General features: G+C 64.0%; 23 protein-coding genes. 9 read left to right on the top strand and 14 right to left on the bottom strand.

Annotated features, from left to right (window positions below; all coding sequences use genetic code 11):
* The first annotated feature begins 142 nt into the window (after nt 1-142).
* The 5 genes from FAY22_RS08975 to FAY22_RS08955 all read left to right on the top strand — a co-directional run bounded on the left by FAY22_RS08975 (nt 143) and on the right by FAY22_RS08955 (nt 7,613).
* The gene (locus FAY22_RS08975) at nt 143-1,051 is read left to right on the top strand and encodes a LysR family transcriptional regulator (RefSeq protein WP_146329891.1); all 909 of its coding nucleotides are present in this window, start codon (nt 143-145) and stop codon (nt 1,049-1,051) included.
* Nucleotides 1,052-1,315: 264 nt separating this feature from the next.
* Nucleotides 1,316-2,116 carry an SRPBCC family protein gene (locus tag FAY22_RS08970; protein WP_146329890.1) on the top strand — a complete coding sequence of 267 codons (801 nt, stop codon included), beginning with the start codon at nt 1,316-1,318 and terminating at the stop codon, nt 2,114-2,116.
* A gap of 262 nt (nt 2,117-2,378) precedes the next feature.
* Complete coding sequence (locus FAY22_RS08965; RefSeq protein ID WP_146329889.1) at nt 2,379-3,131, top strand: peptidylprolyl isomerase; 753 nt, start codon at nt 2,379-2,381, stop codon at nt 3,129-3,131.
* A 79-nt stretch (nt 3,132-3,210) separates the two neighbouring features.
* Nucleotides 3,211-6,270, top strand: a complete 3,060-nt coding sequence (locus FAY22_RS08960) for a peptidase domain-containing ABC transporter (RefSeq protein WP_146329888.1) — start codon at nt 3,211-3,213, stop codon at nt 6,268-6,270.
* On the top strand, nt 6,267-7,613 hold the full coding sequence (locus tag FAY22_RS08955; RefSeq protein WP_146329887.1) for a sigma-54-dependent Fis family transcriptional regulator: 1,347 nt from the start codon (nt 6,267-6,269) through the stop codon (nt 7,611-7,613). Before FAY22_RS08960 ends, FAY22_RS08955 begins: the two co-directional genes overlap by 4 nt.
* A 66-nt stretch (nt 7,614-7,679) precedes the next feature.
* On the opposite strand, the gene FAY22_RS08950 is transcribed toward FAY22_RS08955, so the two are convergent.
* The 8 genes from FAY22_RS08950 to FAY22_RS08915 form a co-directional block, all read right to left on the bottom strand.
* A complete protein-coding gene (locus tag FAY22_RS08950) occupies nt 7,680-8,642 on the bottom strand; it encodes a ribonuclease Z (protein WP_146329886.1) in 963 nt (320 codons plus the stop codon).
* 24 nt (nt 8,643-8,666) lie between these two features.
* Nucleotides 8,667-9,497, bottom strand: coding sequence for a class I SAM-dependent methyltransferase (locus FAY22_RS08945; protein WP_210411921.1), 831 nt, complete (start codon nt 9,495-9,497; stop codon nt 8,667-8,669).
* A 13-nt stretch (nt 9,498-9,510) separates the two neighbouring features.
* A complete protein-coding gene (locus FAY22_RS08940) occupies nt 9,511-9,927 on the bottom strand; it encodes a cupin domain-containing protein (RefSeq protein WP_146329885.1) in 417 nt (138 codons plus the stop codon).
* A gap of 29 nt (nt 9,928-9,956) precedes the next feature.
* Nucleotides 9,957-10,400 (bottom strand): hypothetical protein, encoded by a 444-nt coding sequence (locus FAY22_RS08935; protein WP_146329884.1) that lies wholly within the window; start codon nt 10,398-10,400, stop codon nt 9,957-9,959.
* 86 nt (nt 10,401-10,486) lie between these two features.
* On the bottom strand, nt 10,487-11,260 hold the full coding sequence (locus FAY22_RS08930) for a PP2C family serine/threonine-protein phosphatase (RefSeq protein ID WP_146329883.1): 774 nt from the start codon (nt 11,258-11,260) through the stop codon (nt 10,487-10,489).
* A 13-nt stretch (nt 11,261-11,273) separates the two neighbouring features.
* Nucleotides 11,274-11,558, bottom strand: a complete 285-nt coding sequence (locus FAY22_RS08925) for a hypothetical protein (protein WP_146329882.1) — start codon at nt 11,556-11,558, stop codon at nt 11,274-11,276.
* Nucleotides 11,559-11,709: 151 nt separating this feature from the next.
* Complete coding sequence (locus FAY22_RS08920; protein WP_146329881.1) at nt 11,710-12,003, bottom strand: hypothetical protein; 294 nt, start codon at nt 12,001-12,003, stop codon at nt 11,710-11,712.
* A 33-nt stretch (nt 12,004-12,036) separates the two neighbouring features.
* A complete protein-coding gene (locus tag FAY22_RS08915) occupies nt 12,037-12,348 on the bottom strand; it encodes a hypothetical protein (protein ID WP_146329880.1) in 312 nt (103 codons plus the stop codon).
* 399 nt (nt 12,349-12,747) lie between these two features.
* Between FAY22_RS08915 and sodC the strand changes: the two genes are divergently transcribed.
* Complete coding sequence (gene sodC / locus FAY22_RS08910; RefSeq protein ID WP_146329879.1) at nt 12,748-13,290, top strand: superoxide dismutase family protein; 543 nt, start codon at nt 12,748-12,750, stop codon at nt 13,288-13,290.
* Nucleotides 13,291-13,374: 84 nt separating this feature from the next.
* Here the strand turns inward: sodC and FAY22_RS08905 are convergent, their stop codons facing one another.
* From FAY22_RS08905 to FAY22_RS08885, 5 genes are all read right to left on the bottom strand, one after another.
* Nucleotides 13,375-13,575: a hypothetical protein gene (locus FAY22_RS08905; protein WP_146329878.1), complete on the bottom strand. Its 201-nt coding sequence runs from the start codon at nt 13,573-13,575 to the stop codon at nt 13,375-13,377.
* Nucleotides 13,576-13,645: 70 nt separating this feature from the next.
* Nucleotides 13,646-13,915, bottom strand: coding sequence for a hypothetical protein (locus FAY22_RS08900; protein ID WP_146329877.1), 270 nt, complete (start codon nt 13,913-13,915; stop codon nt 13,646-13,648).
* 65 nt (nt 13,916-13,980) lie between these two features.
* On the bottom strand, nt 13,981-14,289 hold the full coding sequence (locus tag FAY22_RS08895) for a hypothetical protein (protein WP_146329876.1): 309 nt from the start codon (nt 14,287-14,289) through the stop codon (nt 13,981-13,983).
* A 50-nt stretch (nt 14,290-14,339) separates the two neighbouring features.
* Nucleotides 14,340-14,627 carry a hypothetical protein gene (locus FAY22_RS08890; protein ID WP_146329875.1) on the bottom strand — a complete coding sequence of 96 codons (288 nt, stop codon included), beginning with the start codon at nt 14,625-14,627 and terminating at the stop codon, nt 14,340-14,342.
* Between the two features lie 33 nt (nt 14,628-14,660).
* Nucleotides 14,661-14,954, bottom strand: coding sequence for a hypothetical protein (locus FAY22_RS08885; RefSeq protein WP_146329874.1), 294 nt, complete (start codon nt 14,952-14,954; stop codon nt 14,661-14,663).
* 552 nt (nt 14,955-15,506) lie between these two features.
* Between FAY22_RS08885 and FAY22_RS08880 the strand changes: the two genes are divergently transcribed.
* A complete protein-coding gene (locus FAY22_RS08880; RefSeq protein ID WP_146329873.1) occupies nt 15,507-17,591 on the top strand; it encodes a serine/threonine protein kinase in 2,085 nt (694 codons plus the stop codon).
* 32 nt (nt 17,592-17,623) lie between these two features.
* On the opposite strand, the gene FAY22_RS08875 is transcribed toward FAY22_RS08880, so the two are convergent.
* Nucleotides 17,624-18,814, bottom strand: a complete 1,191-nt coding sequence (locus tag FAY22_RS08875) for a formylglycine-generating enzyme family protein (protein ID WP_146329872.1) — start codon at nt 18,812-18,814, stop codon at nt 17,624-17,626.
* 253 nt (nt 18,815-19,067) lie between these two features.
* Here FAY22_RS08875 and FAY22_RS08870 point away from each other — a divergent pair, with 253 nt between their 5' ends.
* A complete protein-coding gene (locus tag FAY22_RS08870) occupies nt 19,068-19,505 on the top strand; it encodes a DUF4399 domain-containing protein (protein ID WP_146329871.1) in 438 nt (145 codons plus the stop codon).
* A 50-nt stretch (nt 19,506-19,555) separates the two neighbouring features.
* Nucleotides 19,556-19,984: a DUF4399 domain-containing protein gene (locus FAY22_RS08865; RefSeq protein ID WP_146329870.1), complete on the top strand. Its 429-nt coding sequence runs from the start codon at nt 19,556-19,558 to the stop codon at nt 19,982-19,984.
* Nucleotides 19,985-20,067 lie beyond the last annotated feature (83 nt).

Here is a 20,067-nt window from a genome sequence, read left to right as displayed (position 1 = left end):
CGTGAGGGTGCCGAGCGCAGCGCCGCCGGGAGAGGAACGACAGCTGCGTCGATGCGCACAGATCATAAGAGCTGGCGCGTCGGAGAGAAACGATGTTTCAGGAAAATCATTTTTCCGGATTCCGGAAAAATAGCGAGGGAATATGGATCTGTTTCAGGCCATGAAAGTATTCATCAAGGTTGCGGAAACCGGCAGCCTGTCGGGCGCGGCGCGCGCGCTCGATATCTCCAATCCGTCGGTCACGCGCCATGTGTGCGACCTCGAATCCTACCTCAGCGCGCGCCTGTTCAATCGCAGCACCCGGCGCCTGAGCCTGACCGAAACCGGCGCCGCCTACCTCGAACGCTGCCGGCAAGTGCTGGCCGCGGTGGAAGACGCCGCCAGCGCGGCCAGCAGCAGCGTGGCCGATCCGGGCGGAACCTTGCGCATCAGCGCGCCGGTGTCGTTCGCGGTCAATCGCCTGGGGCGGGTGCTGCCCCGGTATGCGCAGCGCTACCCCAGGGTGCAGCTCGACGTGGCGCTGTCCGACCGCGTGGTGGACCTGGTGGAGGAGGGCTACGACCTGGCTATACGCATCGGCAATATCCAGGATTCCAGCCTGGTGGCGCGCAAGATCGCACCGATGCGGCTGGCGGTGTGCGCATCTCCCGCCTATCTCGCCCGGCATGGCTCGCCGCAAACGCCGCGCGACCTGGAGCGGCACGCCTGCCTGAACTACAGCTACTGGGCGCTGCGCGACGAATGGCAGTTCACGCGCGACGGCGTGACCGAGTCGGTGCGCATAGCCGGAACGATGCGCGTCAACAATGGCGACCTGTTGCGCGAAGCGGCGCTGGCCGGCATGGGTATCGTCATGCAGCCGACGTTCATCGTCGGCGATGACATCCGGAACGGCGCGCTCGTGCCCGTGCTGGCCGACTACCGCCTGCCGGAAAGCGCCATCCACGCGGTATATCCGAGCCGCCAGCATCTGTCGGCCAAGGTCCGCACCTTCATCGATTTCCTGGTGCAGGAACTCGATCCCGCGCGGGAGTCCCGGGTGCCGGGATAAACGTCGATTTTATCCCCGGCAGCGTTTCTTTTCCCGGTCTGCCTTGATTTTGAGCAATAGTAAATTTCCCTTGAGAATCATAGGCATAGGGAAACTTATGCCGGCTTATCCACAGAATTATTCACGGCAAATGTGGACATCGTCGCCGGGCCGTTCCTCCTCCTAATGCGATGGTAGTACCCGGTTCGCGGCAACTTGTCCCGTAACTTTCACTCTGAATAGGCACGGTTGCATGCATTACCGAATGCAGGAAGGAGGAAGGCCATGGCAAGAATTCAGCAGTCGATCGAGATCAATGTGCCTGTCCATGCCGCGTACAGCAAGCTGGTGCAGTTCGATGAGTATCCGCGCTTCATGCAGGGCGTGGAAGCGGTGCGGCAGACCGACGATACGCACCTGCACTGGACGGCGAAAATGGCGGATCGCGACATGGAATGGGATGCCGAAATCACCGAGCGGCGGGAAAACCGCTGCATTGCCTGGCGCAACCTGAGCGGCCCGCAAAATATTGGCAAGGTCGAATTGCAGGAGCTCGGCCGCGACAAGGCGAGCATCACCCTGACGATGGAATGCGAACCGGGTCAGATGCTGGGCCAGATGCCGGGAGCGCAGGGCGGCAATGCGGAAGGCACGATGGCGCAACGCGTGTGGGAAGACCTGGCACGCTTCAAGAAGCTGGTCGAAACGCGCGACGCGGAAAGCGGCGACTGGCGGCCGTCGGACTACGGCACGCAGCAGGCGACGGCGCATCCGGTGCACACGACGCAATCCGAAGCATCATTGTCGCGCGCATCCGGCCAGGATGACGGGCAAGGCCGGTTTGGCATTTCGGAGGAGCAAAACTTCGATCAGCAGTCCGACCAGGCACGGCGCGTCGGCCGCATGCCGTCCGACATTCCAGGCGCCGACCCGGCGGAAAGCATGGCGCAGGCGATGCACCAAGCCGAACCGGATGGCAGGCAGCGCGAGCAGATGACCGAGGCGCTGGACCGGTCGGTGCCGCCGAGCGAGAGTGAGCCTGGGGTCGGGTCTTCTGGCAACTCTCCCGGCAACAAGCGCGCCTAGGCAATGGGGCATGGCCGGGCAACGTGGAGGAGGCTTGCGCATTCTCCAATCGGGTGTGCGCGCCGCTCGAACCGTGGACTGAGGCCCCGTATCTAATTTTCTTTCCGGAGTCGGAATTGGATTGCGTGTTCTGTTGCAGAAGCCAGGCGCGGCTGGCGAAAATTTCCGGCAAATCCCGTCCGGACGGGCATGCGGCGGCGCATGCCCGCCATCGTCTTTCTGCCGGACACCATCCGGAAACCATCACTGAGGAGCGGACGACATGACGGCGATTGTGCGTATCGATAACGAAGAAATCGGTGTCGACGATTTTGTCAGGACATTGAAACTGACCGGGCAATTCGAAAGCCTGATCGAGCAGATGGTCAGGGAAAAGCTGACCGTGCTGTCGGCGAAAAAGCTTGGCATCCCGGTGTTGCCGGAAGAAATCCAGGAGCGCGCCGACCAGTTCCGCCGCGTGCAGGGATTGCACCGCGCCGCCGACATGAACAATTATCTCGACGCGCTCGGCGTTTCGCTGGACGAATTCGAAGCCTTCGTCACCGACGGCCTGTACCAGGAAAAGATGATGGCGCAGGTATGCAGCGACAAGGCGATCCAGGGCTATTTCAAGCTGAACTCGCCCAGGTTCGACAGCATCGAGGTCAGCCACATGGTGCTTGACGCGGAAGGCAAGGCCAAGGAAATGATGTCGGTTCTGGAAGACGACCCGGACAGCTTCGAGGAAATGGCGCGCGAGCATTCGATCGCCGACACGCGCGAGCGCGGCGGGCTGATCGGCAAGGTGTTGCGCGGCTCGCTCAAGACCGATATCGAGGCCAAGGTGTTCAACGCCGAGGCCGGCGACCTGCTCGGGCCGTTCCCTTCGGCCGACAAGTCGTTCTTCGAGATCTTCCGTGTCAACGCCAAGCACCCGGCCACCCTGGACGACGAAACCGTGTCCGAGGTGCGGCGCCTGCTGCGCGAGGAGTGGCTGATGCAGCGCGCGCAGGAACATGTGATCGAAGCGCGCTAGCGGAGCATTGCCGGAAGAATTTGAATTTTTTGAGTGCGCCGCGCGCACCGCACATCGGGACTTCCGATTCAATATGCCCATGGACGCACCCGCACAGCAGCAAGCCCTCGCCGATTTCCTGTCCTCGGTCGAAATCCTGTCGCCCTTTACGCGCGAGGAGCTCGACCAGCTGGGAGAGCAGGCCGAATCGCGCTTCTACGCGTTCGGCGACACGGTCTGCAATGCCGGCGACCCGGCAGGCGGCCTGTTCGTCATCAAGTCCGGCTCGGTGCGCGTCTTTACCGAGGAGAACGGCAAGGAAATCAGCATGGGCGTGCGCAAGGCCGGCGAAGTGTTCGCCGAGCTGGCGATGCTGCGCGACCACTGGCACGAATCCTCGGTGCGCGCCTCGGTGAAAACCGAGCTCCTGTTCATCCCGCGCGAGGCGATCGCGCCGGTCATCGCGCGCAACCGCGCCGCGCTCGACTTCGTCACCAGCTATGTCGCCATCGCCTCGGCCGGCGGCTTCGTGACGCGTCTGTTCGACCTGCGCGGCAAGGTCAACAAGGAAGAGCTGGAGGAATTCATCCGCAGCGTCGGCGTCAAGCGCGTGGCCGCCGGGCGCGAGATCCTGAAGCAGGACAGCCGCGAAGACCGCCGGCTGTACGTGGTGCGGCACGGCGAAGTGAAGCTGGTGCGCACCGAGGAAGGCACCGAGTACCCGCTGGCGACGCTGCGCCAGGGCGAGATTTTCGGCGAAAAGGCATGCCTGATGCGGCAGGAACAGATGGCGTCGGTGGTCGCTTCCACCGACGCCACGCTCTTGGTGATCCCGGAAAAGACGATCCACGTGGTCCTGGAGCGCAATCCCAAGCTGCGCGAAGCGCTGGAAGACCGCATCCGCTTCGTCGAGCGCGAATTGCAGCGCCAGAAGAAGCTGGCCGAACGGCGCAAGCGGCCGGTCATCCTCGATCTGCACTCGAAGCCCGAGTTCGGCGAAAAGATCATCCGGCGCTTCGCACTGGTCGAGCAGGCCGAGGAAATGGATTGCGGCGCCGCCTGCCTGGCGATGCTGTGCAAGCATTACGGCATCTCCATGACCCTCGGAAAACTGCGCGAGCTGGCCAACGTCACCACCCAGGGCGCCACGCTCGACAGCCTGGCGCGGGCCGGCGAGTCGCTCGGCTTCACCACGCGCGGCGTGCAGTGCACCTACGAGGCGCTGATGGGCTTCGAACTGCCCTTCATCGTGCACTGGGAGGGCTACCACTACATCGTGGTGTACGGTATCTCGAAGCAGCACGTATGGGTGGCCGACCCGGCGATCGGCTTCAAGAAAATGACGGTCGAGGAATTCGAGCGCGGCTGGAGCGGAACCTGCCTGGTGTTCACGCCCGGCCAGAACCTGGTGCAGCTGGCGGCGGCGCGCTCGCCGTGGATACGCTTCGTCGCCTACCTCAAGCCATACAAGAAAATCCTGATGCACCTGTTCATGGCGACCTTCGTGATCCAGGTGCTGGGCATCGTGCCGCCGATGATCATCCAGAACATCCTGGACGGCGTGATCGTGCACCAGAACCTGAGCCTGCTGCACCTCTTGATCATCGGCCTGATCGTGTCGAACGTGTTCACCCAGCTGATGACGACGATACGCGCCTTCCTCGCCAACTTCATGGTGCGCAACCTGGATTTCGCGATGATGTCGCAATTCTTCAAGCACACCATGTCGCTGCCGTTTTCGTTCTTCGCCAAGCGCAAGACCGGCGACATCCTGGCGCGCTTCGAAGAAAACATGACGATCCGCTCCTTCCTGACGGAGTCGACCATCACCACCATGCTCAACGTGCTGATGGTGTTCATCTACTTCACGATCATGTTCCTCTATAACGTGAAGATGACGCTGGTGCTGATCGCCTTCATCATCCCGATCATGGCGCTGACCGTGGTGGTGACGCCGAAGGCGAAGAACTACGCGCGCGAAGTGTTCGCCACCACGACCGAGGCCAAGGCCTACCTGATGGAGGCGCTGGGCGGCGTCGAGACGGTGAAGGGCATGGGCATCGAGCGCCCGGTGCGCCTGAAATGGGAAAAGAAATACGCCAAGGCGCTGGAACAGCAATATCGCGCGCAAACCTTCAACATCGTGGTCGGCCTCGTCAGCCAGCTGCTCAATGCGGCCACCACCATCGCCATCCTGTGGGTCGGCGCCGACCTGGTGCTGGATCACCAGCTATCGATCGGCCAGCTGATCGCGTTCAACGCCCTGATGGGCAGCGTGCTGGCGCCGCTGATGGGACTGGTCGGCCTGTGGAGCCGTCTTAACGACGCCGGCGTGGCGATGGAGCGCCTGGGCGACGTGCTCGACATGGAACCCGAGCAGCGCCCGCAAGACTTGCCGTCGCGCGTGCTGCTGCCCGACCTGCAGGGCGAGATCCGGCTGGAGAATGTCTATTTCCGTTACGGCGGCGAGGACACGCCCTATGTGCTGGAAAACATCAGCCTCGACATCAAGCCGGGCGAACTGGTCGCCGTGGTCGGCCGCAGCGGTTCCGGCAAGACCACGCTGGCCAAGCTGCTGGTCGGCTTCTACGCGCCGAGCGAGGGCAAGATCGTGGTGGATGGCTACGATGTCTCCGTGATCGACAAGGAATACTTCCGCGCCCAGGTCGGCTACGTCATGCAGAGCAATCTGCTGTTCTCCGGGACGATTGCCGAAAACATCGCCAGCGGCGACGAAAGCCCGGACCGGCGGCGGATCGAGGAAGTGGCGAAGATGGCGGACGCCCATGCCTTCATCGCCAAGATGCCGCTCGGGTATGAGCAGATCGTCGGCGAGCGCGGCGTCGGCCTGTCCGGCGGCCAGATCCAGCGGCTGTGCATCGCCCGCGCGCTGTACCACGACCCGCGCCTGTTGGTATTCGACGAGGCGACCTCGGCGCTGGACACGCAATCCGAGAGCAACATCATCGGCAACATGGGGGAAATCCTGAAAGGGCGCACCGCCGTCATCATCGCGCACCGCCTTTCCACCATCATGCGCGCCGACAAGATCCTCGTGCTGTACGAAGGCGCGATCGTCGAGCAGGGCCGGCACGAGGAACTGGTGAACCGGCGCGGCATGTACTACGAACTGGTGCAAAAACAGTTGAGCGCGGCATGAAACTGTTCAATCCCGGAGGCCGTCCCGGCTCCGCCATTTCATATGCGGGGCTGCTGGAAAAGATCGAAATCCTGCGCTCGACGCTGCGCTGGTCCTCGAAGCTGGAGCGGGCCGACATCGAAAAGCTGCTGCGCCAGTTCAACGCGCTGCGCGACGAGGTGATGCAGCTGTCGCACAAGGAGCGCTTCGTGCAGGCCGCCTCCGCCGAGTCGGTCGAGCAGGCCGCGCCGGACCTGACGCCGGAGGATCAGACTCCGGGGCAGCGCCGCCGCGCGCTGCTCGAACGCAGCTTCGTGTTCGAAGGCACCTTCGGCGACAACCCGAAACTGCTCGATGCGCTGGAAGTCGCGGAAAAGGCCGCGCCCACCGATTTGCCGGTGCTGATCGACGGTGAAAGCGGCACCGGCAAGGAATTGATGGCGAAGGTCATCCACGCCAACGGATCGCGCGCCGACAAGCCGTACATTTCCGTGAACTGCGGCGCGATCCCGGAGAACCTGCTGGAATCCGAACTGTTCGGGCACAGGAAGGGCGCCTTCACCGGCGCGGCCAACGACCGCAAGGGCAAGTTCGAAAGCGCGCACAAGGGCACCATCTTCCTCGACGAAATCGGCGAGCTGCCGCTGCCGGGCCAGGTCAAGCTCTTGCGGGTGCTGCAATCGCATGAAATCCAGCGCGTGGGATCGGACGAAATCATCAACGTCGATACGCGCATCGTCGCCGCCACCAACAAGAACCTGCGCAAGCTGATCGCCGAAGGCACGTTCCGCGAAGACCTGTTCTACCGCCTCTCCGTGATCCACGTGACCCTGCCGTCGCTGCGCGAGCGGCGCGACGAGATTCCGCTGCTGATTGCCTACTATGGCGACGAGTCGGCCGAGGCGCTGAAGCGCCGCCCGCTGAAGATGACGCCGCGCCTGCGCAGCTTCATGCTCAATTACGCTTATCCGGGCAACATCCGCGAGCTGCGCAACCTGATGTACCGCCTTTCCTGCCTGGCAGGCGACACGGCCGACGTGACGCATCTGCCCGAGGATATCCGGCCGAAGTCGCCGTCGCTGGCGGTGTCGGCGACCGCCGCCGGCGACGATGGCGTCGCGGCGCCGGCGTCGCTGAGCGAGGCCAAGCGCGCCGCCAGCGACGAGGCAGAGCGCGCTTTTCTCGAGCGCGGCTTGAGGGAGGTCGGCGGCACCGTGGCCGAGCTGGCGCGGCGCTGCGAGATGAACCGCTCGCACTTGCAGATGCTGCTGAAAAAGCACGGCATCCATTCGAAGGACTTTCGCAAACAGGCGGCATCCACGCCTCTTCCGCAAGCGGGAGAGGGACAGGGGCACCCGGCATAGGGGCCCCCGGTGTAGGGGCACCCGGCGTAGAGGTCGGGCGGCGATCGGCCGCGCATTGAAATCGAGCTACTGCCCGACCCGGCTAAGCCGCCCCGACTTGTCCAGCCGGAACCTCGCAAAATCCTCCGCCAGAAACAGCTGGCCGCGATAATGCGCTGCGGCCTCGGCGCGCACATCCGCGATCGACGGAGACTGGCCGGCGTCGGCCTGATAGCGGGCGCTGAAATGGGTCAGCACCAGGTTGGGCACACTCGCGCCCTGCGCGAAACGGGCCACGGCTTCGGCGCAACTGTGGCCGGTGCGGCTGCCTATCCTCTGCGCGACATCCTTGGTGTGCGTGGCTTCGTGGACGAGCAGCTGCGCCCGCTTGCAGGCGTCGCCCAGCAGTTCCGGACGGTCGTTGTCGCCGCCGATCACGATGCGACGCGGGGCATGCGGAAAGAAAACATAGTCGCGGCTCCTGAGCATCCTGCCGCCGACCTGCACGTCGCCGCCTTTTAACAGCTGTCCCCACGCAGGTCCGCGAGCGATGCCCTCCGACGCCAGCTTTTCGGTATCGAGGCGCGGCTCGACGCGCGCCTCGGTGAAGCGGTAGGCATACGACGGGACGCGGTGCGACAGTGCAATGGCATCGACGGCAAAGCTGCCGGCCGCCCAGCCGGCAAGCGATTCGGTGGCGCTGAACTTCAGCTCGAAGGGCAGATACAGCTGCGTCAGGCGCTGCGTTGCGCCGATCCAATCCTCGATCCCGAGCGGTGCGACGATGTGCAGCGGCGCCGTCCTGCCCAGCATGCCGGCACTCGCCAGCAGGCCGGGCAAACCGTAGCAGTGGTCGCCGTGGACATGGGTGATGAATATCGCGCGCAAGTCGTTCGGCGACAGCGGCGTGTGCAGCAGGCGGTGCTGCGTGCCTTCGCCGCAGTCGACTAGGTACCAGCCGCGGCCGGCTTCCTCGATCAGGGCCAGCGCGGTGACGTTGCGGGTCTTGGTCGGGGTGCCGGAGGATGTGCCGAGAAAGAGCAGGTCCATGGCGTAATACGGGAATTTTCCCTGTCAGCGCCGGACCGTGACCACATGCGCCTGGATCTTGCCGTCGACGGCTCCGGGCCCGAACCGACCGGCGATGGCCTGCGCCGCCGCCTCGGTGGCTTCTTCCAGCCGCGTCGCGTCGCGGGCCTCGATTTCGTTTCTCAGCGGCGTGCCCTGGCAATAGGCGAGAGCCGGAATCCGGGGCGAAGCCGCCCGGCTGCGCGCGGCGACCGTGTCGATGGCGGGGAGGGATGCGAACCCGCCGTCGGCGAGGTCGCGCGCGATGATGCGCTGTTCATGGTAGCCGTGCGGCGTGCGCGCCAGGAAGCGCGGCGGGTCGTGCGGGAAAACCGCTTCCAGCGCGGTCGTCACGGCGTCCGCGAATTCGTTGTCCGCGATCCGGTCCCACACGCTGAAAATGAAAACGCCGCCCGGCCTGAGCACGCGGCGCGCCTCGGCAAATGCCACAGGCTTATCGGGAAAGAACATGGCGCCGAACTGGCACACCACCGCGTCGAAGGTTTGGTCTGCAAAGGGCAGCCGCATCGCGTCGGCCTGCTGCCATGCGACGGGGCGCTTCGTGCCCACGGCCGCCGCGTGGTCGAGCATCGCCTGGTTCAGGTCGGTGGCGACGATGGCGACGCGGCCGGGGAGAGTTGCCGCCAGCGCGCGCGTCGCCGCGCCGGTGCCGGCCGCGATCTCCAGCACGTCAGAAAGCGCGGGCAGCGGCGCCGATGCGAGGCGACGTGCCAGATCTGCGGCATAGGGCGCGAAGATCATGGGCACCAGGCAGGTGTCGTAGAGCTGTGGGATCGAGCCGGTGAAGGCCTTGTCGGCATCGGAAGTGTTCGGCATGATGTTCCTCCGATCAGTGAGCGCCGGCGGCCGGAGACTCGGGCATCTGCGCCGGTGGAAGCCTGACCACGGCCAAGGTGACATTGGCGGCGCCCAGGACGCGACTGACATGGCCGCGCCCGACCGTATCTTCCAGCAGCAATGCGCTGCCGGGAGAAAGGTGCCGTGTGCCGCCGTCGGTCGCTTCGAAGAGCATTTCCCCCTGCAGGACAAAGATCCACATGCGCAACGGCGACGGATGCAATTCTCCATACCAGCCGAGCGGCAGGTGCAGGAAGCCGCACTGCGTCGCCTGCGCCAAATGGGAGACGCAGAACGGCGGGGCCGGCGGCGCAAATTCCTGCAGGGCGACGGGGATGGCTACTTCGGCAAAGTGCGAGCCGCCATCCGGGGTGGCTACGAGGCGCGGAAAGGGCAGTTCATCAAGCACAAGTGTCTCCTCATGCAATCGCGGGTTTTTCAGGCGCCGTGCCCGCCCCACCTTTGCGTGATCGCGGCAAGGGATTCGATGTTGACGGGGGCGTCCGGGCCAAGGCCGTTCCTTTCCGCGATCCACTTGGCGACCTGGATCACGGCATATGACTCCTGCTGGGAAAAGAGCGAAGCGAACCGGCCTTCCCGCAGATGCGCCAGCAACAGGGCGGCGGTCTTCCCGGCCGGGTCGGATACCGCCTCGCCCATCCATGCGGGGAAGAAGGCCTTGTAGGCCTCTTTCGTTAACAGAGGTAAATGATCGGCGTGTTCTTGAATGAACTTGCCGGGGATCGACCACCAGCTGGCGCCGCCGAGGGTAGCCTGCAGATCCTGGCACTCGGCGCAACTGTCGGTCGCCACCGTTCCCGAGTAAGCCTTCGGCGGAAATGCGTCGAGAAGATGGGCAAGCAGTTCTTTTTGTCGGCTCATGATGAGATGCCTGAATGGCTCGATATACGGCGAAAGGCCCGCCAGTGTAGAAAAGATCCGCCGTCGTCGCAAGCATGCGGGCACCCTTATCCGAGCGCCGGATTGAGCACCGTCTGCTCGTCGCTGTCCGGGTCTTCCGCGCGCACCACGATGACCGAGATGTTGTCGCGCCCGCCGTGTTCCAGCGCGAGGTCGATCAGGGTTTCCGATGCGTACAGGCAATCGCCGGGCAGGAGCGCATTGCATATTTCTTGCTCGCTGACTTCATTGCTGAGCCCGTCGCTGCACAGCAGAAACATGTCGCCGGCGCAGGCGTCGATCGCTTCTTCCTCCAGTTCCAGCGTATCGGCGGCGCCCACGGCGCGGGTGATGGTGTTGCGGGCGATGCGGCGCGATCCGGCCGCCGGGTCGAAGCCGCTTCTTGCACGGTATTCCTCGGCCTGGCTGTGATCGCGCGTGAGCTGGCGCAGCCGGCCGGCGCGGTACAGGTAGAGCCGGCTGTCGCCGGCCCACAGGCAGGCGCAGTGGCAACCGCAGGCCAGCAGCGCCACGACGGTGCTGCCGATCACCATCACGTCCCGGCTGGCGGCTTCCGCGCGCAATTCGGAGTTGACGCTTTGCAGTTGGGCGCGTGCCGCGGCGGTAAAACCGGGCAGGCTGTCCGGCGCCGCGATATCTCCCAGGGCATCGACCACCATGCCGCTGGCAAGCTCGCCGCAGGCATGCCCGCCCATGCCGTCGGCCACCGCCCACAGCCCGCGTTCGGGCTGGTCGAGGCAGGCGTCCTCGTTCTTCTGGCGCACCATGCCGGCATGTGAGCCGGAGGCCGAGGTCCATCGATACCGGGTTTCGGCGTTCACGCTGGCCTCCCGGTTACTTGATGTTCTTGGTGTTGTCGCTGATGGCGTCCAGCCCCACGCTGATGTTCGCGTTGGCCGCCGAGTTGTTGATGTCGACCGTCTGGATCTGGTTGATCATCTGGTCGGCGTAGTTGTTGATCTGGAAGAAGTTGATGGACGGGCCGGCGCTTGGCGCATCGGACACGAAGGGCTTGATCCAGCCGTACACCCAAGGGGCGCCGCCGCCGCGGATGAACGACATTTCCTTGCGGTCGAGCGCGCGGTGGGTGCGCAAATCCTTGATTGTGATGACAGCCATGTTGGATCTCCTGAGAGAAAACGGCGAACGGCCTGGAACGGTCTGGGGCGGCATGCGTCATGTGTTGGACGCCGGCGGGTAGCCGAACGTTCTGCCCGGCGCGCGGCGTCGCCTGTTCGGCGAAGGCGCCCGGCGCCTCCGCCTTGCCGGATCAGCGGCCGAAGTTGATGTTGTTGCTGCCGGTCTGGGTCGGATTCACGGTGGACGTGATGCCGCAGGCAAAAGCGACGTTGTTGCCGTTGTTGACTTGCGTATCCTGGACCTGGCCGAGCGACTGCGTGGCATCGAAGGAAAAGCTGTTCTTGGTGAGGTCGCCGTACGGGCTGCCGCCATAGGAGCCGTAGCTCTGAACCGCGCCCTTGCCGGTGCCGCCGCGAACGGCAGCCATTTCCTTGTGATCCAGGTCGGCGGTGACGGCCAGGTCTTTGATGGTGAGGGAAGTCATGTTGAATCTCCTTGAAAAGTATGAAGTAATGAATCAGCCGAAGTTGATGTTGTTGCTGCCGGTTTGAGTCGGGTTCACGTTGGCGGTGATGCCGGAAGCGAAGGCGACGTTGTTGCCGTTGTTGACGACGGTGTTCTGGCTCTGGCCGAGCGACTGTGTGGCGTTGAAGTTGAAGTCGCTCTTGTTGAAGTCGAACGAGGGACCGCCCCAGGAATACGGCGACGACGAATAGGACGGGACGCAGGAAGGCACGTAGCCGGATCCCGTGCCGCCGCGCACGGCGTGCATGGCCTTGCGGTCGAGGTCTGCGGTGACGGCGAGGTCTTTGATGATGATGGTTTGCATGGTCGATCTCCTAAAGAGGTGGTGGTTTCGGTGATGAGCGTTGTGTTGCACTCGACAGAGATACAGCAGGGAGCGTGCCAGTGGCCGCAAGCGCATCGCCTGCTTCATGCAAGTCGTTGAAAATAAAAGTAAAAATTGTGGTTGAGGCGCGCCGCAGGACATGCCGCGCGGTACAGCGGCACATGCAAAGTGATGGAGTGGATCCGACACATCCGGCCACGCCGTTGTGCTAGCCCCAACGCTTGCCCGGGCGCCATCCTGTCTGCCCCGGTCGTGCCATGAGCTTCCTCAAGCGCTGGAAAATGTCGGCTGATAGAGTCACCCCACCCATGCATGTGATGGATGCGGGAGCAGGTCTTCTGTTTCGAAAATGATTTATAGCCAGCAAAGGACACACTCATGAAAGCACGCTTCAAGCACTTCGCCATGGCGGCCTTACTGTCGCTGTACGGTTTTGCCCAAGCGGAAGGAACGTCGCAGGAAACGCTGACCGTTCCGATGAATATCGTGGACGAGACGGGCGTCGGCGCCTCGGTCGGGCAAGTGACGATCAGCGAGTCGCCGTACGGCGTGGTATTCACGCCTGCGCTGACGGGATTGCCGCCCGGCCTGCACGGTTTCCATGTGCATGAGAATCCGAGCTGCGAGCCGAAGGAACAGGATGGAAAGATGGTGCCGGCGCTGGCGGCGGGGGGGCATTACGATCCGGCGGGGGCCAAGCATCATGGCTTGCCGTGGGGCGACGGACACCTGGGCGACTTGCCGGCGCTGTTCGTCGATACCGCCGGCAACGCGAATTACCCGGCGCTGGCGCCGCGCCTCAAGCTGGCTGACGTGCACGGACGCTCCCTGATGATCCATGCCGGCGGGGAAAACCATTCCGATCATCCGGCGCCGCTCGGCGGCGGCGGCGCGCGCATTGTGTGCGGCGTGATCCGGTAACGCAGCAAGCTGGAGTGCCCGGGAACGATGCGGCGCCGCGTCGCGGACAAGTCCGCGACGAGCCAGGCCCCAGGCTTACCTGGCTTACCTGGTGGCGCTGCGCTTTCCGGTCACCGGATCGCGGGTGAACCCGGCCGGGTAATCGAGCACGCGCGGCTGATGGGAAATCCGGTGCGCGAGAGCAGCCTGGCGGCCGCGGGTGCGTGCGCCCCCCGTAATTGCCAGCATTGCCTTGCGGTCGAGATCCACGCTTTCCGTCAAATCCTTGATGACGATCTTGGCCATGATTTATTCCTCGGAAAGAAAATGGCAATGGAGGCCGGATGGCCTCCATCTGTTCTGAGCGCGGCGGGCCTCAGATAGTTGCATGCGCGGCGGCCCATTGCTGCGGGCTGACGGTCAGGTCGGGCGGTACGAAGCCGGCGCCGATCACGCCCACATTGTTGAGCGCATTGACCTGGACGTTCTGCAACTGGGCAATGTTCTGGTTTACGTCCACATTGACATTGGCAACGGGTCCGAGCCCCGCCAGCCAGGAACTGCTGCTTCCGCCGCGAACGGATGACATGGCCTGGCGGTCGAGCTCCCGGCTCGTGGCAAGGTCGCGAATCATGATGGTCGACATAAGGTTCTCCTTCAGTTCAGTACAAGCCGGCGGAGGCGGCCGAAGCCTCCGCCGGTCGGCCATGATCAACGGCCGAAGTTGATGTTGTTGCTGCCGGTCTGGGTTGGATTCACGGTGGACGTGATGCCGGACGCGAAGGCGACATTGTTGCCGTTGTTGACCTGCGTATCCTGGACCTGGCCGAGCGACTGGGTGGCGTCGAAGGAAAAGCTGTTCTTGGTGAGGTCGCCGTACGGGCTGCCGCCATAGGAGCTGCCGCTGGTCGGGCCGCAGTACTGGTACATGCCCTTGCCGGTGCCGCCGCGCACTTTGGTCATGGCAGCATGGTCGAGGTCGGAAGTGAGGGCGAGATCGTTGATGGTTACGGTAGTCATGTCAATTCTCCTGAAAACGTTCATTTGCAGAGCCGATGCGCAGCACGCGCTTAGCGGCCGAAGTTGATGTTGTTGGTGCCGGTCTGGGTCGGGTTGACCGTGGCGGTGATGTTGTCGACAAAAGCGGCGTTGTTGCCATTGTTGACTTGCGTGTTTTGCTGCTGGCCGAGCAGTTGCGACGCATTGAAGTCGAAGTCGCTTTGCGAATAGCTCAGCGAGGGCATGTACGGGGCGTACGGCGAGGCCATGCCCTTGCCGGTGCCGCCGCGTACGGCAGCCATTTCCTTGTGATCCAGGTCGGCGGTGACGGCGAGGTCTTTGATGGTGAGGGAAGTCATGTTGAATCTCCTTGAAAAGTATGAAGTAATGAATCAGCCGAAGTTGATGTTGTTGCTGCCGGTTTGAGTCGGGTTCACGTTGGCGGTGATGCCGGAAGCGAAGGCGACGTTGTTGCCGTTGTTGACGACGGTGTTCTGGCTCTGGCCGAGAGACTGGGTGGCGTTGAAGTTGAAGTCGCTCTTGTTGAAGTCGAGCGAGGGGCCGCCCCAGGAATACGGCGAATAGGACGGCATGTAGCCGGATCCCGTGCCGCCGCGCACGGCGTGCATGGCCTTGCGGTCGAGGTCTGCGGTGACGGCGAGGTCTTTGATGATGATGGTTTGCATGGTCGATCTCCTAAAGAGGTGGTGGTTTCGGTGATGAGCGTTGTGTTGCACTCGACAGGGATACAGCAGGGAGCGTGCCAGTGGCCGCAAGCGCATCGCCTGCTTCATGCAAGTCATTGAAAAATAAGGGTGAAATGCGATTCTCCTGCTTTTCGCCGTGCAGGAGAGGGCTTGGAGACAGCCCAGATCGGATGGGGGAAGACCAACACATTTCGGCCTCCTGTTCGCAGCGGCGCGACACCTGCGCGTTGCCGTACGTTGCCTGATAGGGCAATGGCGTTGTCAATCGGGATGGTATGGCTTGTGCATCGGAAGTCGAGGATATCCGCCGGGGCAGCGCTGCTTGCGTTTGGACACGGCATTCGCCCGGCCGGCGATTTGAATTTACCGCCGCCGCTTGTGTCTGAATCAATACGCCCTGCGCATGGCCGCGCCTTGCGCTGCGCGTTCGCAAAATGCCTTGGCGGCCCCCGGCGGCTTGGGTAGGGCACCGGGATGCAAGCGAGGATGCGCAGCACCGGGCCCGGAATCGTCAACTCAACGTGAAACCCTATGGCTAGTATTGCGAACGCGATTCAGTCTTACCGGAGCGGCGGCCTGACGCACAACCAGTTCCTGGCGCAGGTCGACCGCCAGCTGGCGGCCGACCAGGCAAATTCGGCGCGCCAGCTGGAGCAGGCGCTCAGCGACGAGCAGACGCGCATGATGTTGCCGCCGGAGGTCTATGCGGAACTGCAGCGTCGCGTCGAATACCTGACCGGATCCCAACCTGGTTACGGCGGAGAGGAAACCCGGGTGCAGACCGGCCCCGGCAGCCGCTCGCAGCCGCATCCGACCTCGTCGCTTGCCTGGGGCGGCCCGGCGCCGACCGAGCCGGAACGCATGAAAGGTATCGGCGACACGCTCAACGGCCGGTTCGTGCTGGAAGAGTGCCTCGGCTTCGGCGGCATGGGCACCGTGTACAAGGCGCTTGACCTGCGCAAACTGGAAGCCTCCGACCGCAAGCCGTATATCGCGATCAAGGTGCTCAACGTCCAGTTCCGCGGCCATCCGAAATCGCTCATCACCCTGCAGCGTGAGGCGCGCAAGGCACAGCAGCTGGCGCATCCGAACATCGTGATGGTGTACGACTTCGACCGCGACGGCTCGACCGTGTACCTGACGATGGAGTACCTGTCAGGCAAGCCGCTGAGCCAGGTGCTGCGCGCCAAGGATTTCAAGGGCCTTCCCTATGCCGAGGCGATGCGCATCGTGAATGGCATGGGCAAGGCGTTGGCCTATGCCCACGAGCGCGGCTTCGTGCACTGCGATTTCAAGCCGGCCAACGTGATCCTGACCGACCGTGGCGAAGTGAAGGTGATCGACTTCGGCATCGCGCGCGTGTTCCGCAAGCCGGAGGAAGATAGCGAAGCCACGGTGTTCGATCCCGGCAGCCTGGGCGGCCTGACGCCGGCCTATGCCAGCCCGGAAATGCTGGAGCACCGCGATCCCGACCCGCGCGACGACATATATGCGCTGGCATGCATCACCTACGAGCTGCTGACCGGACGCCATCCCTTCGACCGGTTCCCGGCGCTGCATGCGCGCGGCGCGGGGATGAAGCCGCAACGCCCGGAGCAGCTCGGGAACAGGCAGTGGCGCGCGCTCAAGGCCGCGCTGTCGTTCGACCGCGAGACGCGCACGCCCAGCGTGGAACGCTTTCTGCAGGAAATGGGCGGGAGCAGCCGCCCTGCGCCTCATCTGGCGTCGGCAAGACTGGTGCCGGCCGGCGCCGGCGTGGCGCTGGCGGCGCTGCTGGCGCTGGGTGTTGTCTACTTCTGGCGCGCGCCGGGCACCGGCGGCGCAGGCAGCAGCGGAGACTCGGGCGCATCTGACGAGCCGGCGCAAACCGCCGGCATCAGGCCGCAGCGGCAGGAGAGCGACGAGCATCCTGCGCCGGCAGCCAAGCCTGCGCCGCCCCCCGCGCTGTCGCTGGCGGCCGTCACGCCGGTGCTGGAGCGCATGCCGTGTTCGGCGCTCGCGCCGGCGGTGCAGGGCAATACGTTGCGGGTGCAGGGTTATCTGTCGCGCGACGTCGGCGTCGCGCGACTGAAAGAGACGCTGAACGCGATTCCCGGTGTGCAGGCGCTCGAACTCGACGTGCATCCGGTCGGTGCCGACAAATGCGGCGTGATCCAAGCCTACGCGCCATACTGGATACACAACCGGCAATCCGGCGGACGCGCCGCGATCCGCACCAAGGCGGCCAGGGGCGAGCTGACGGCAGGCGATCCGCTGGTAGTCGACGTCACGACGCCGGATTACCAGGCCTACGTCAATATCGACTATTACGTGCTCGACGGCAGTGTGGTGCACATGGTGCCCAGCCCGCGCGCCCGCGCCAACCAGGCGCCGCCGAATTACGCCGCCACCATCGGCAGCCTGGGCAACTGGGTGATCGCCAAGCCGTTCGGAAACGAATTGATCGCCTTGCTGGTTACGCCGGTGCCGCTGTTCGACACCCTGCGGCCCGAGATCGAGCCGCGCGCGGACTATCTGCGCGCCGTGCAGGCGCGCCTGCGGCAGATCGCGGAAAAGCACGGGCGCGACAAGATCGCGGCGGATTTCGTGCAGATCACGACCCGGGAAAGGAAGTGAGCATAGAGCGCCCCGGTTCGGCAGGGCGTATCCTACCTGTCGCGCGCCACGCGAAAGCCGTTCTGGGAATGGCGCACGCTCGCGTCATATTTGAAGCGCGTCGTGGACAGCATGTAGCTGGCATCCTCGCGCCATGAGCCGCCGCGGATGACGCGCACGCGGCAATTCGCTTCTTCCCAGCTGCTGCCGTCGGCGGGCGCGCCCTTGTAGGTATTGTGCCAGCAGTCGCTCACCCATTCCCACACGCTGCCGTTGACGTCGTGCAGGCCGAACGGGTTGGCGGCAAAGGAACCGACAGGCGCGGGCCCATCCTGCTGCCAGGGCTCGCCGCAACCCTTGCAATTCGCCATGCCCTTGCGCATCTGTTCCCCCCACCAGAACTTGCTGGTGGTGCCGCCGCGCGCGGCGTACTCCCATTCCGCTTCGGTCGGCAGGCGGTAGGCCTTGCCGGTCTGCTTGCCCAGCCACTTCAGGTACTGTTGGGCATCGTCCCAGCTCACGTCGCGCACCGGTGTATTGCCGGGACGGCCGGCATCGCCGCCGACCTGCGGGCAGGCGCCGGCGGTTACGCAGGCGTTCCACTGGTCGACCGTCACCTCGTATTTGCCGATGGCAAAGGGTTTGCCGAGCGTGACGCGGTGCGCCGGCTTTTCGGAGGGATCGCTGGAATTGCTTCCCATCGTGAACGCACCGGCCGGCAGGACGACCAGGTCCGGGCAGGTGGCGCAATCCTTCGCCGCGGAAACGCCAGCGACAGGGGCTTTCGGCTTTTCGGGAGCCGCCGCGGGGGCTTCCGGCTGCGCCTGTTCGGGAGCGGCTTTCGGCACTGTTTTCGGAACCGGGCGTGGACGTTCCGGCGGTGCCTTGGCCGCAGGGAGCTTGGGTTGGGGTAACGGCGTTTCGGCTGTTTCGCCCTTAGGCTTCGGCTCGGCCGCCTTCAGGCGTTCGATGCGCGCGCGCGCCAGCGCCGCGAAGCGACCGTTCGGATAGGCTTTCAGGTAGGCTTCGTAATCGCTGGCGTGCGTGCTGTCCTTGATCGAATCCCAGAACGTCAGCTCGATCTGTTCGGAGCTGTCCTTCGGCAGCACGCCTGCGATACGGTAAGGCTCGTCGAAGCCAGCGGCAGGATCAGCCTGCGCAAGCGGCCAGCACAGGGTTGCGAGTGCGCAAGCGAGCAGCGTCTTGCGCGCAAGGCCCAGACCTTCGGTTGTGGAAATTTGCATTCGACTTTGATCGATCTGGTGGCTTTTGTTGTGAACTCTCGCGCAGAATTCTCATGGCCTCTCTGATAAAGTTCAAATCGGCTTCGCATCCGCCGGATAAAGAATGCATCCTGATCTAAGCTGACAATTGGGACTGAGCGGACGGTGGATGGCGCGACGCGCTTATCCCGAGTAGCTGATCCCGAGTAACAGGCGCTTCCTCGCGCTGCTGCGCAGGCGCGGCGCGCCGAACAACTCCGGAAGGACAAAGGCGATGCCTAGAGCAATCATACCCGCCGTATTGGCCACAGTGGTCCTAGGCCTGTCGTCCCTGTTCTCATCCGCATCGGCCGCCGGCACGCCGTCGCCCAAGGATGCGCAGGTATATTTCATCTGGCCGCAGGATGGGACGGTGATCCACGGCGGCAAGTTCTGGGTGCGCATGGGCTTGCGCAACATGGGTATCTGCCCGAAAGGCGTCGAGCTTCCCAACGTCGGGCATCATCACCTGCTGATCGATACCGAACTGCCGCCCATGACCGAGCAGATTCCGTCGGACCGCAATCATTTGCATTTCGGCGCGGGCGAAACCGAGGCGCGCATCGAGCTCCCGCCTGGCAAGCATACGCTGCAGCTGCTGCTGGGCGACCATGACCATACGCCGCACGATCCGCCGGTGTACTCGAAAAAGATCACGGTCGTGGTGCGCTGAGCGCCGCAGGAGCGGCATTCCATCATTCGGGCATTCGCAGAGAGCCAGTCATGAACAAAGCATACGCCGCCGTGGTTATCCTGTTCTCCGCGCTGCTTTCCGGGACGGCGCTGGCGGGCCCGACGCCGGCGCCGCCCAATGCCTACCTGTATATCGGCTGGCCGAACGACGGCGAGGTGGTATCGCACGACAAGCCGATCCGTGTCTGGTTCGGGCTGCGCAACATGGGCGTGGCACCGAAGGGCGTCAAGTTCCCCAATACCGGCCATCATCACCTGCTGATCGATACCGAACTGCCGTCGGCCGACCAGGAGATTCCATCCGATCGCAACCACCTCCATTTCGGCGCGGGCGAAACCGAGACGCAGATCGAGCTGCCGCCGGGCAAGCACACGCTGCAATTGTTGATGGGCGACGACAAGCACATTCCCCACAACCCGCCCGTCCATTCGAAGAAAATCACCATCACGGTGAAATGAGGCGGCTGTACTGAAGGACTAGGCGCCGGAACCGGTGTTTGAGGGGCAGTGTCGAACCGCTTGATTGAGGTGCACCACAAGGA

The organism is Noviherbaspirillum sp. UKPF54 (genome assembly GCF_007874125.1).
In the GTDB taxonomy this organism is placed as follows: Bacteria; Pseudomonadota; Gammaproteobacteria; order Burkholderiales; family Burkholderiaceae_D; genus Noviherbaspirillum.
Note: the sequence above shows the minus strand (reverse complement) of the source record. Positions and strands in the feature narration are given on the sequence as shown.

What these genes read in the sequence shown, in the direction of transcription:
- FAY22_RS08880 (WP_146329873.1), top strand. Translation starts at nt 15,507, where the DNA reads ATGGCTAGTATTGCGAACGCGATTCAGTCTTACCGGAGCGGCGGCCTG.
- FAY22_RS08905 (WP_146329878.1), bottom strand. Translation starts at nt 13,575, where the DNA reads ATGGCCAAGATCGTCATCAAGGATTTGACGGAAAGCGTGGATCTCGAC.
- FAY22_RS08870 (WP_146329871.1), top strand. Translation starts at nt 19,068, where the DNA reads ATGCCTAGAGCAATCATACCCGCCGTATTGGCCACAGTGGTCCTAGGC.
- FAY22_RS08970 (WP_146329890.1), top strand. Translation starts at nt 1,316, where the DNA reads ATGGCAAGAATTCAGCAGTCGATCGAGATCAATGTGCCTGTCCATGCC.
- FAY22_RS08975 (WP_146329891.1), top strand. Translation starts at nt 143, where the DNA reads ATGGATCTGTTTCAGGCCATGAAAGTATTCATCAAGGTTGCGGAAACC.
- sodC (WP_146329879.1), top strand. Translation starts at nt 12,748, where the DNA reads ATGAAAGCACGCTTCAAGCACTTCGCCATGGCGGCCTTACTGTCGCTG.
- FAY22_RS08945 (WP_210411921.1), bottom strand. Translation starts at nt 9,497, where the DNA reads ATGCCGAACACTTCCGATGCCGACAAGGCCTTCACCGGCTCGATCCCA.
- FAY22_RS08955 (WP_146329887.1), top strand. Translation starts at nt 6,267, where the DNA reads ATGAAACTGTTCAATCCCGGAGGCCGTCCCGGCTCCGCCATTTCATAT.
- FAY22_RS08900 (WP_146329877.1), bottom strand. Translation starts at nt 13,915, where the DNA reads ATGTCGACCATCATGATTCGCGACCTTGCCACGAGCCGGGAGCTCGAC.
- FAY22_RS08895 (WP_146329876.1), bottom strand. Translation starts at nt 14,289, where the DNA reads ATGACTACCGTAACCATCAACGATCTCGCCCTCACTTCCGACCTCGAC.
- FAY22_RS08925 (WP_146329882.1), bottom strand. Translation starts at nt 11,558, where the DNA reads ATGGCTGTCATCACAATCAAGGATTTGCGCACCCACCGCGCGCTCGAC.
- FAY22_RS08960 (WP_146329888.1), top strand. Translation starts at nt 3,211, where the DNA reads ATGGACGCACCCGCACAGCAGCAAGCCCTCGCCGATTTCCTGTCCTCG.
- FAY22_RS08865 (WP_146329870.1), top strand. Translation starts at nt 19,556, where the DNA reads ATGAACAAAGCATACGCCGCCGTGGTTATCCTGTTCTCCGCGCTGCTT.
- FAY22_RS08965 (WP_146329889.1), top strand. Translation starts at nt 2,379, where the DNA reads ATGACGGCGATTGTGCGTATCGATAACGAAGAAATCGGTGTCGACGAT.
- FAY22_RS08915 (WP_146329880.1), bottom strand. Translation starts at nt 12,348, where the DNA reads ATGCAAACCATCATCATCAAAGACCTCGCCGTCACCGCAGACCTCGAC.
- FAY22_RS08950 (WP_146329886.1), bottom strand. Translation starts at nt 8,642, where the DNA reads ATGGACCTGCTCTTTCTCGGCACATCCTCCGGCACCCCGACCAAGACC.
- FAY22_RS08890 (WP_146329875.1), bottom strand. Translation starts at nt 14,627, where the DNA reads ATGACTTCCCTCACCATCAAAGACCTCGCCGTCACCGCCGACCTGGAT.
- FAY22_RS08885 (WP_146329874.1), bottom strand. Translation starts at nt 14,954, where the DNA reads ATGCAAACCATCATCATCAAAGACCTCGCCGTCACCGCAGACCTCGAC.
- FAY22_RS08920 (WP_146329881.1), bottom strand. Translation starts at nt 12,003, where the DNA reads ATGACTTCCCTCACCATCAAAGACCTGGCCGTCACCGCCGACCTGGAT.
- FAY22_RS08875 (WP_146329872.1), bottom strand. Translation starts at nt 18,814, where the DNA reads ATGCAAATTTCCACAACCGAAGGTCTGGGCCTTGCGCGCAAGACGCTG.
- FAY22_RS08935 (WP_146329884.1), bottom strand. Translation starts at nt 10,400, where the DNA reads ATGAGCCGACAAAAAGAACTGCTTGCCCATCTTCTCGACGCATTTCCG.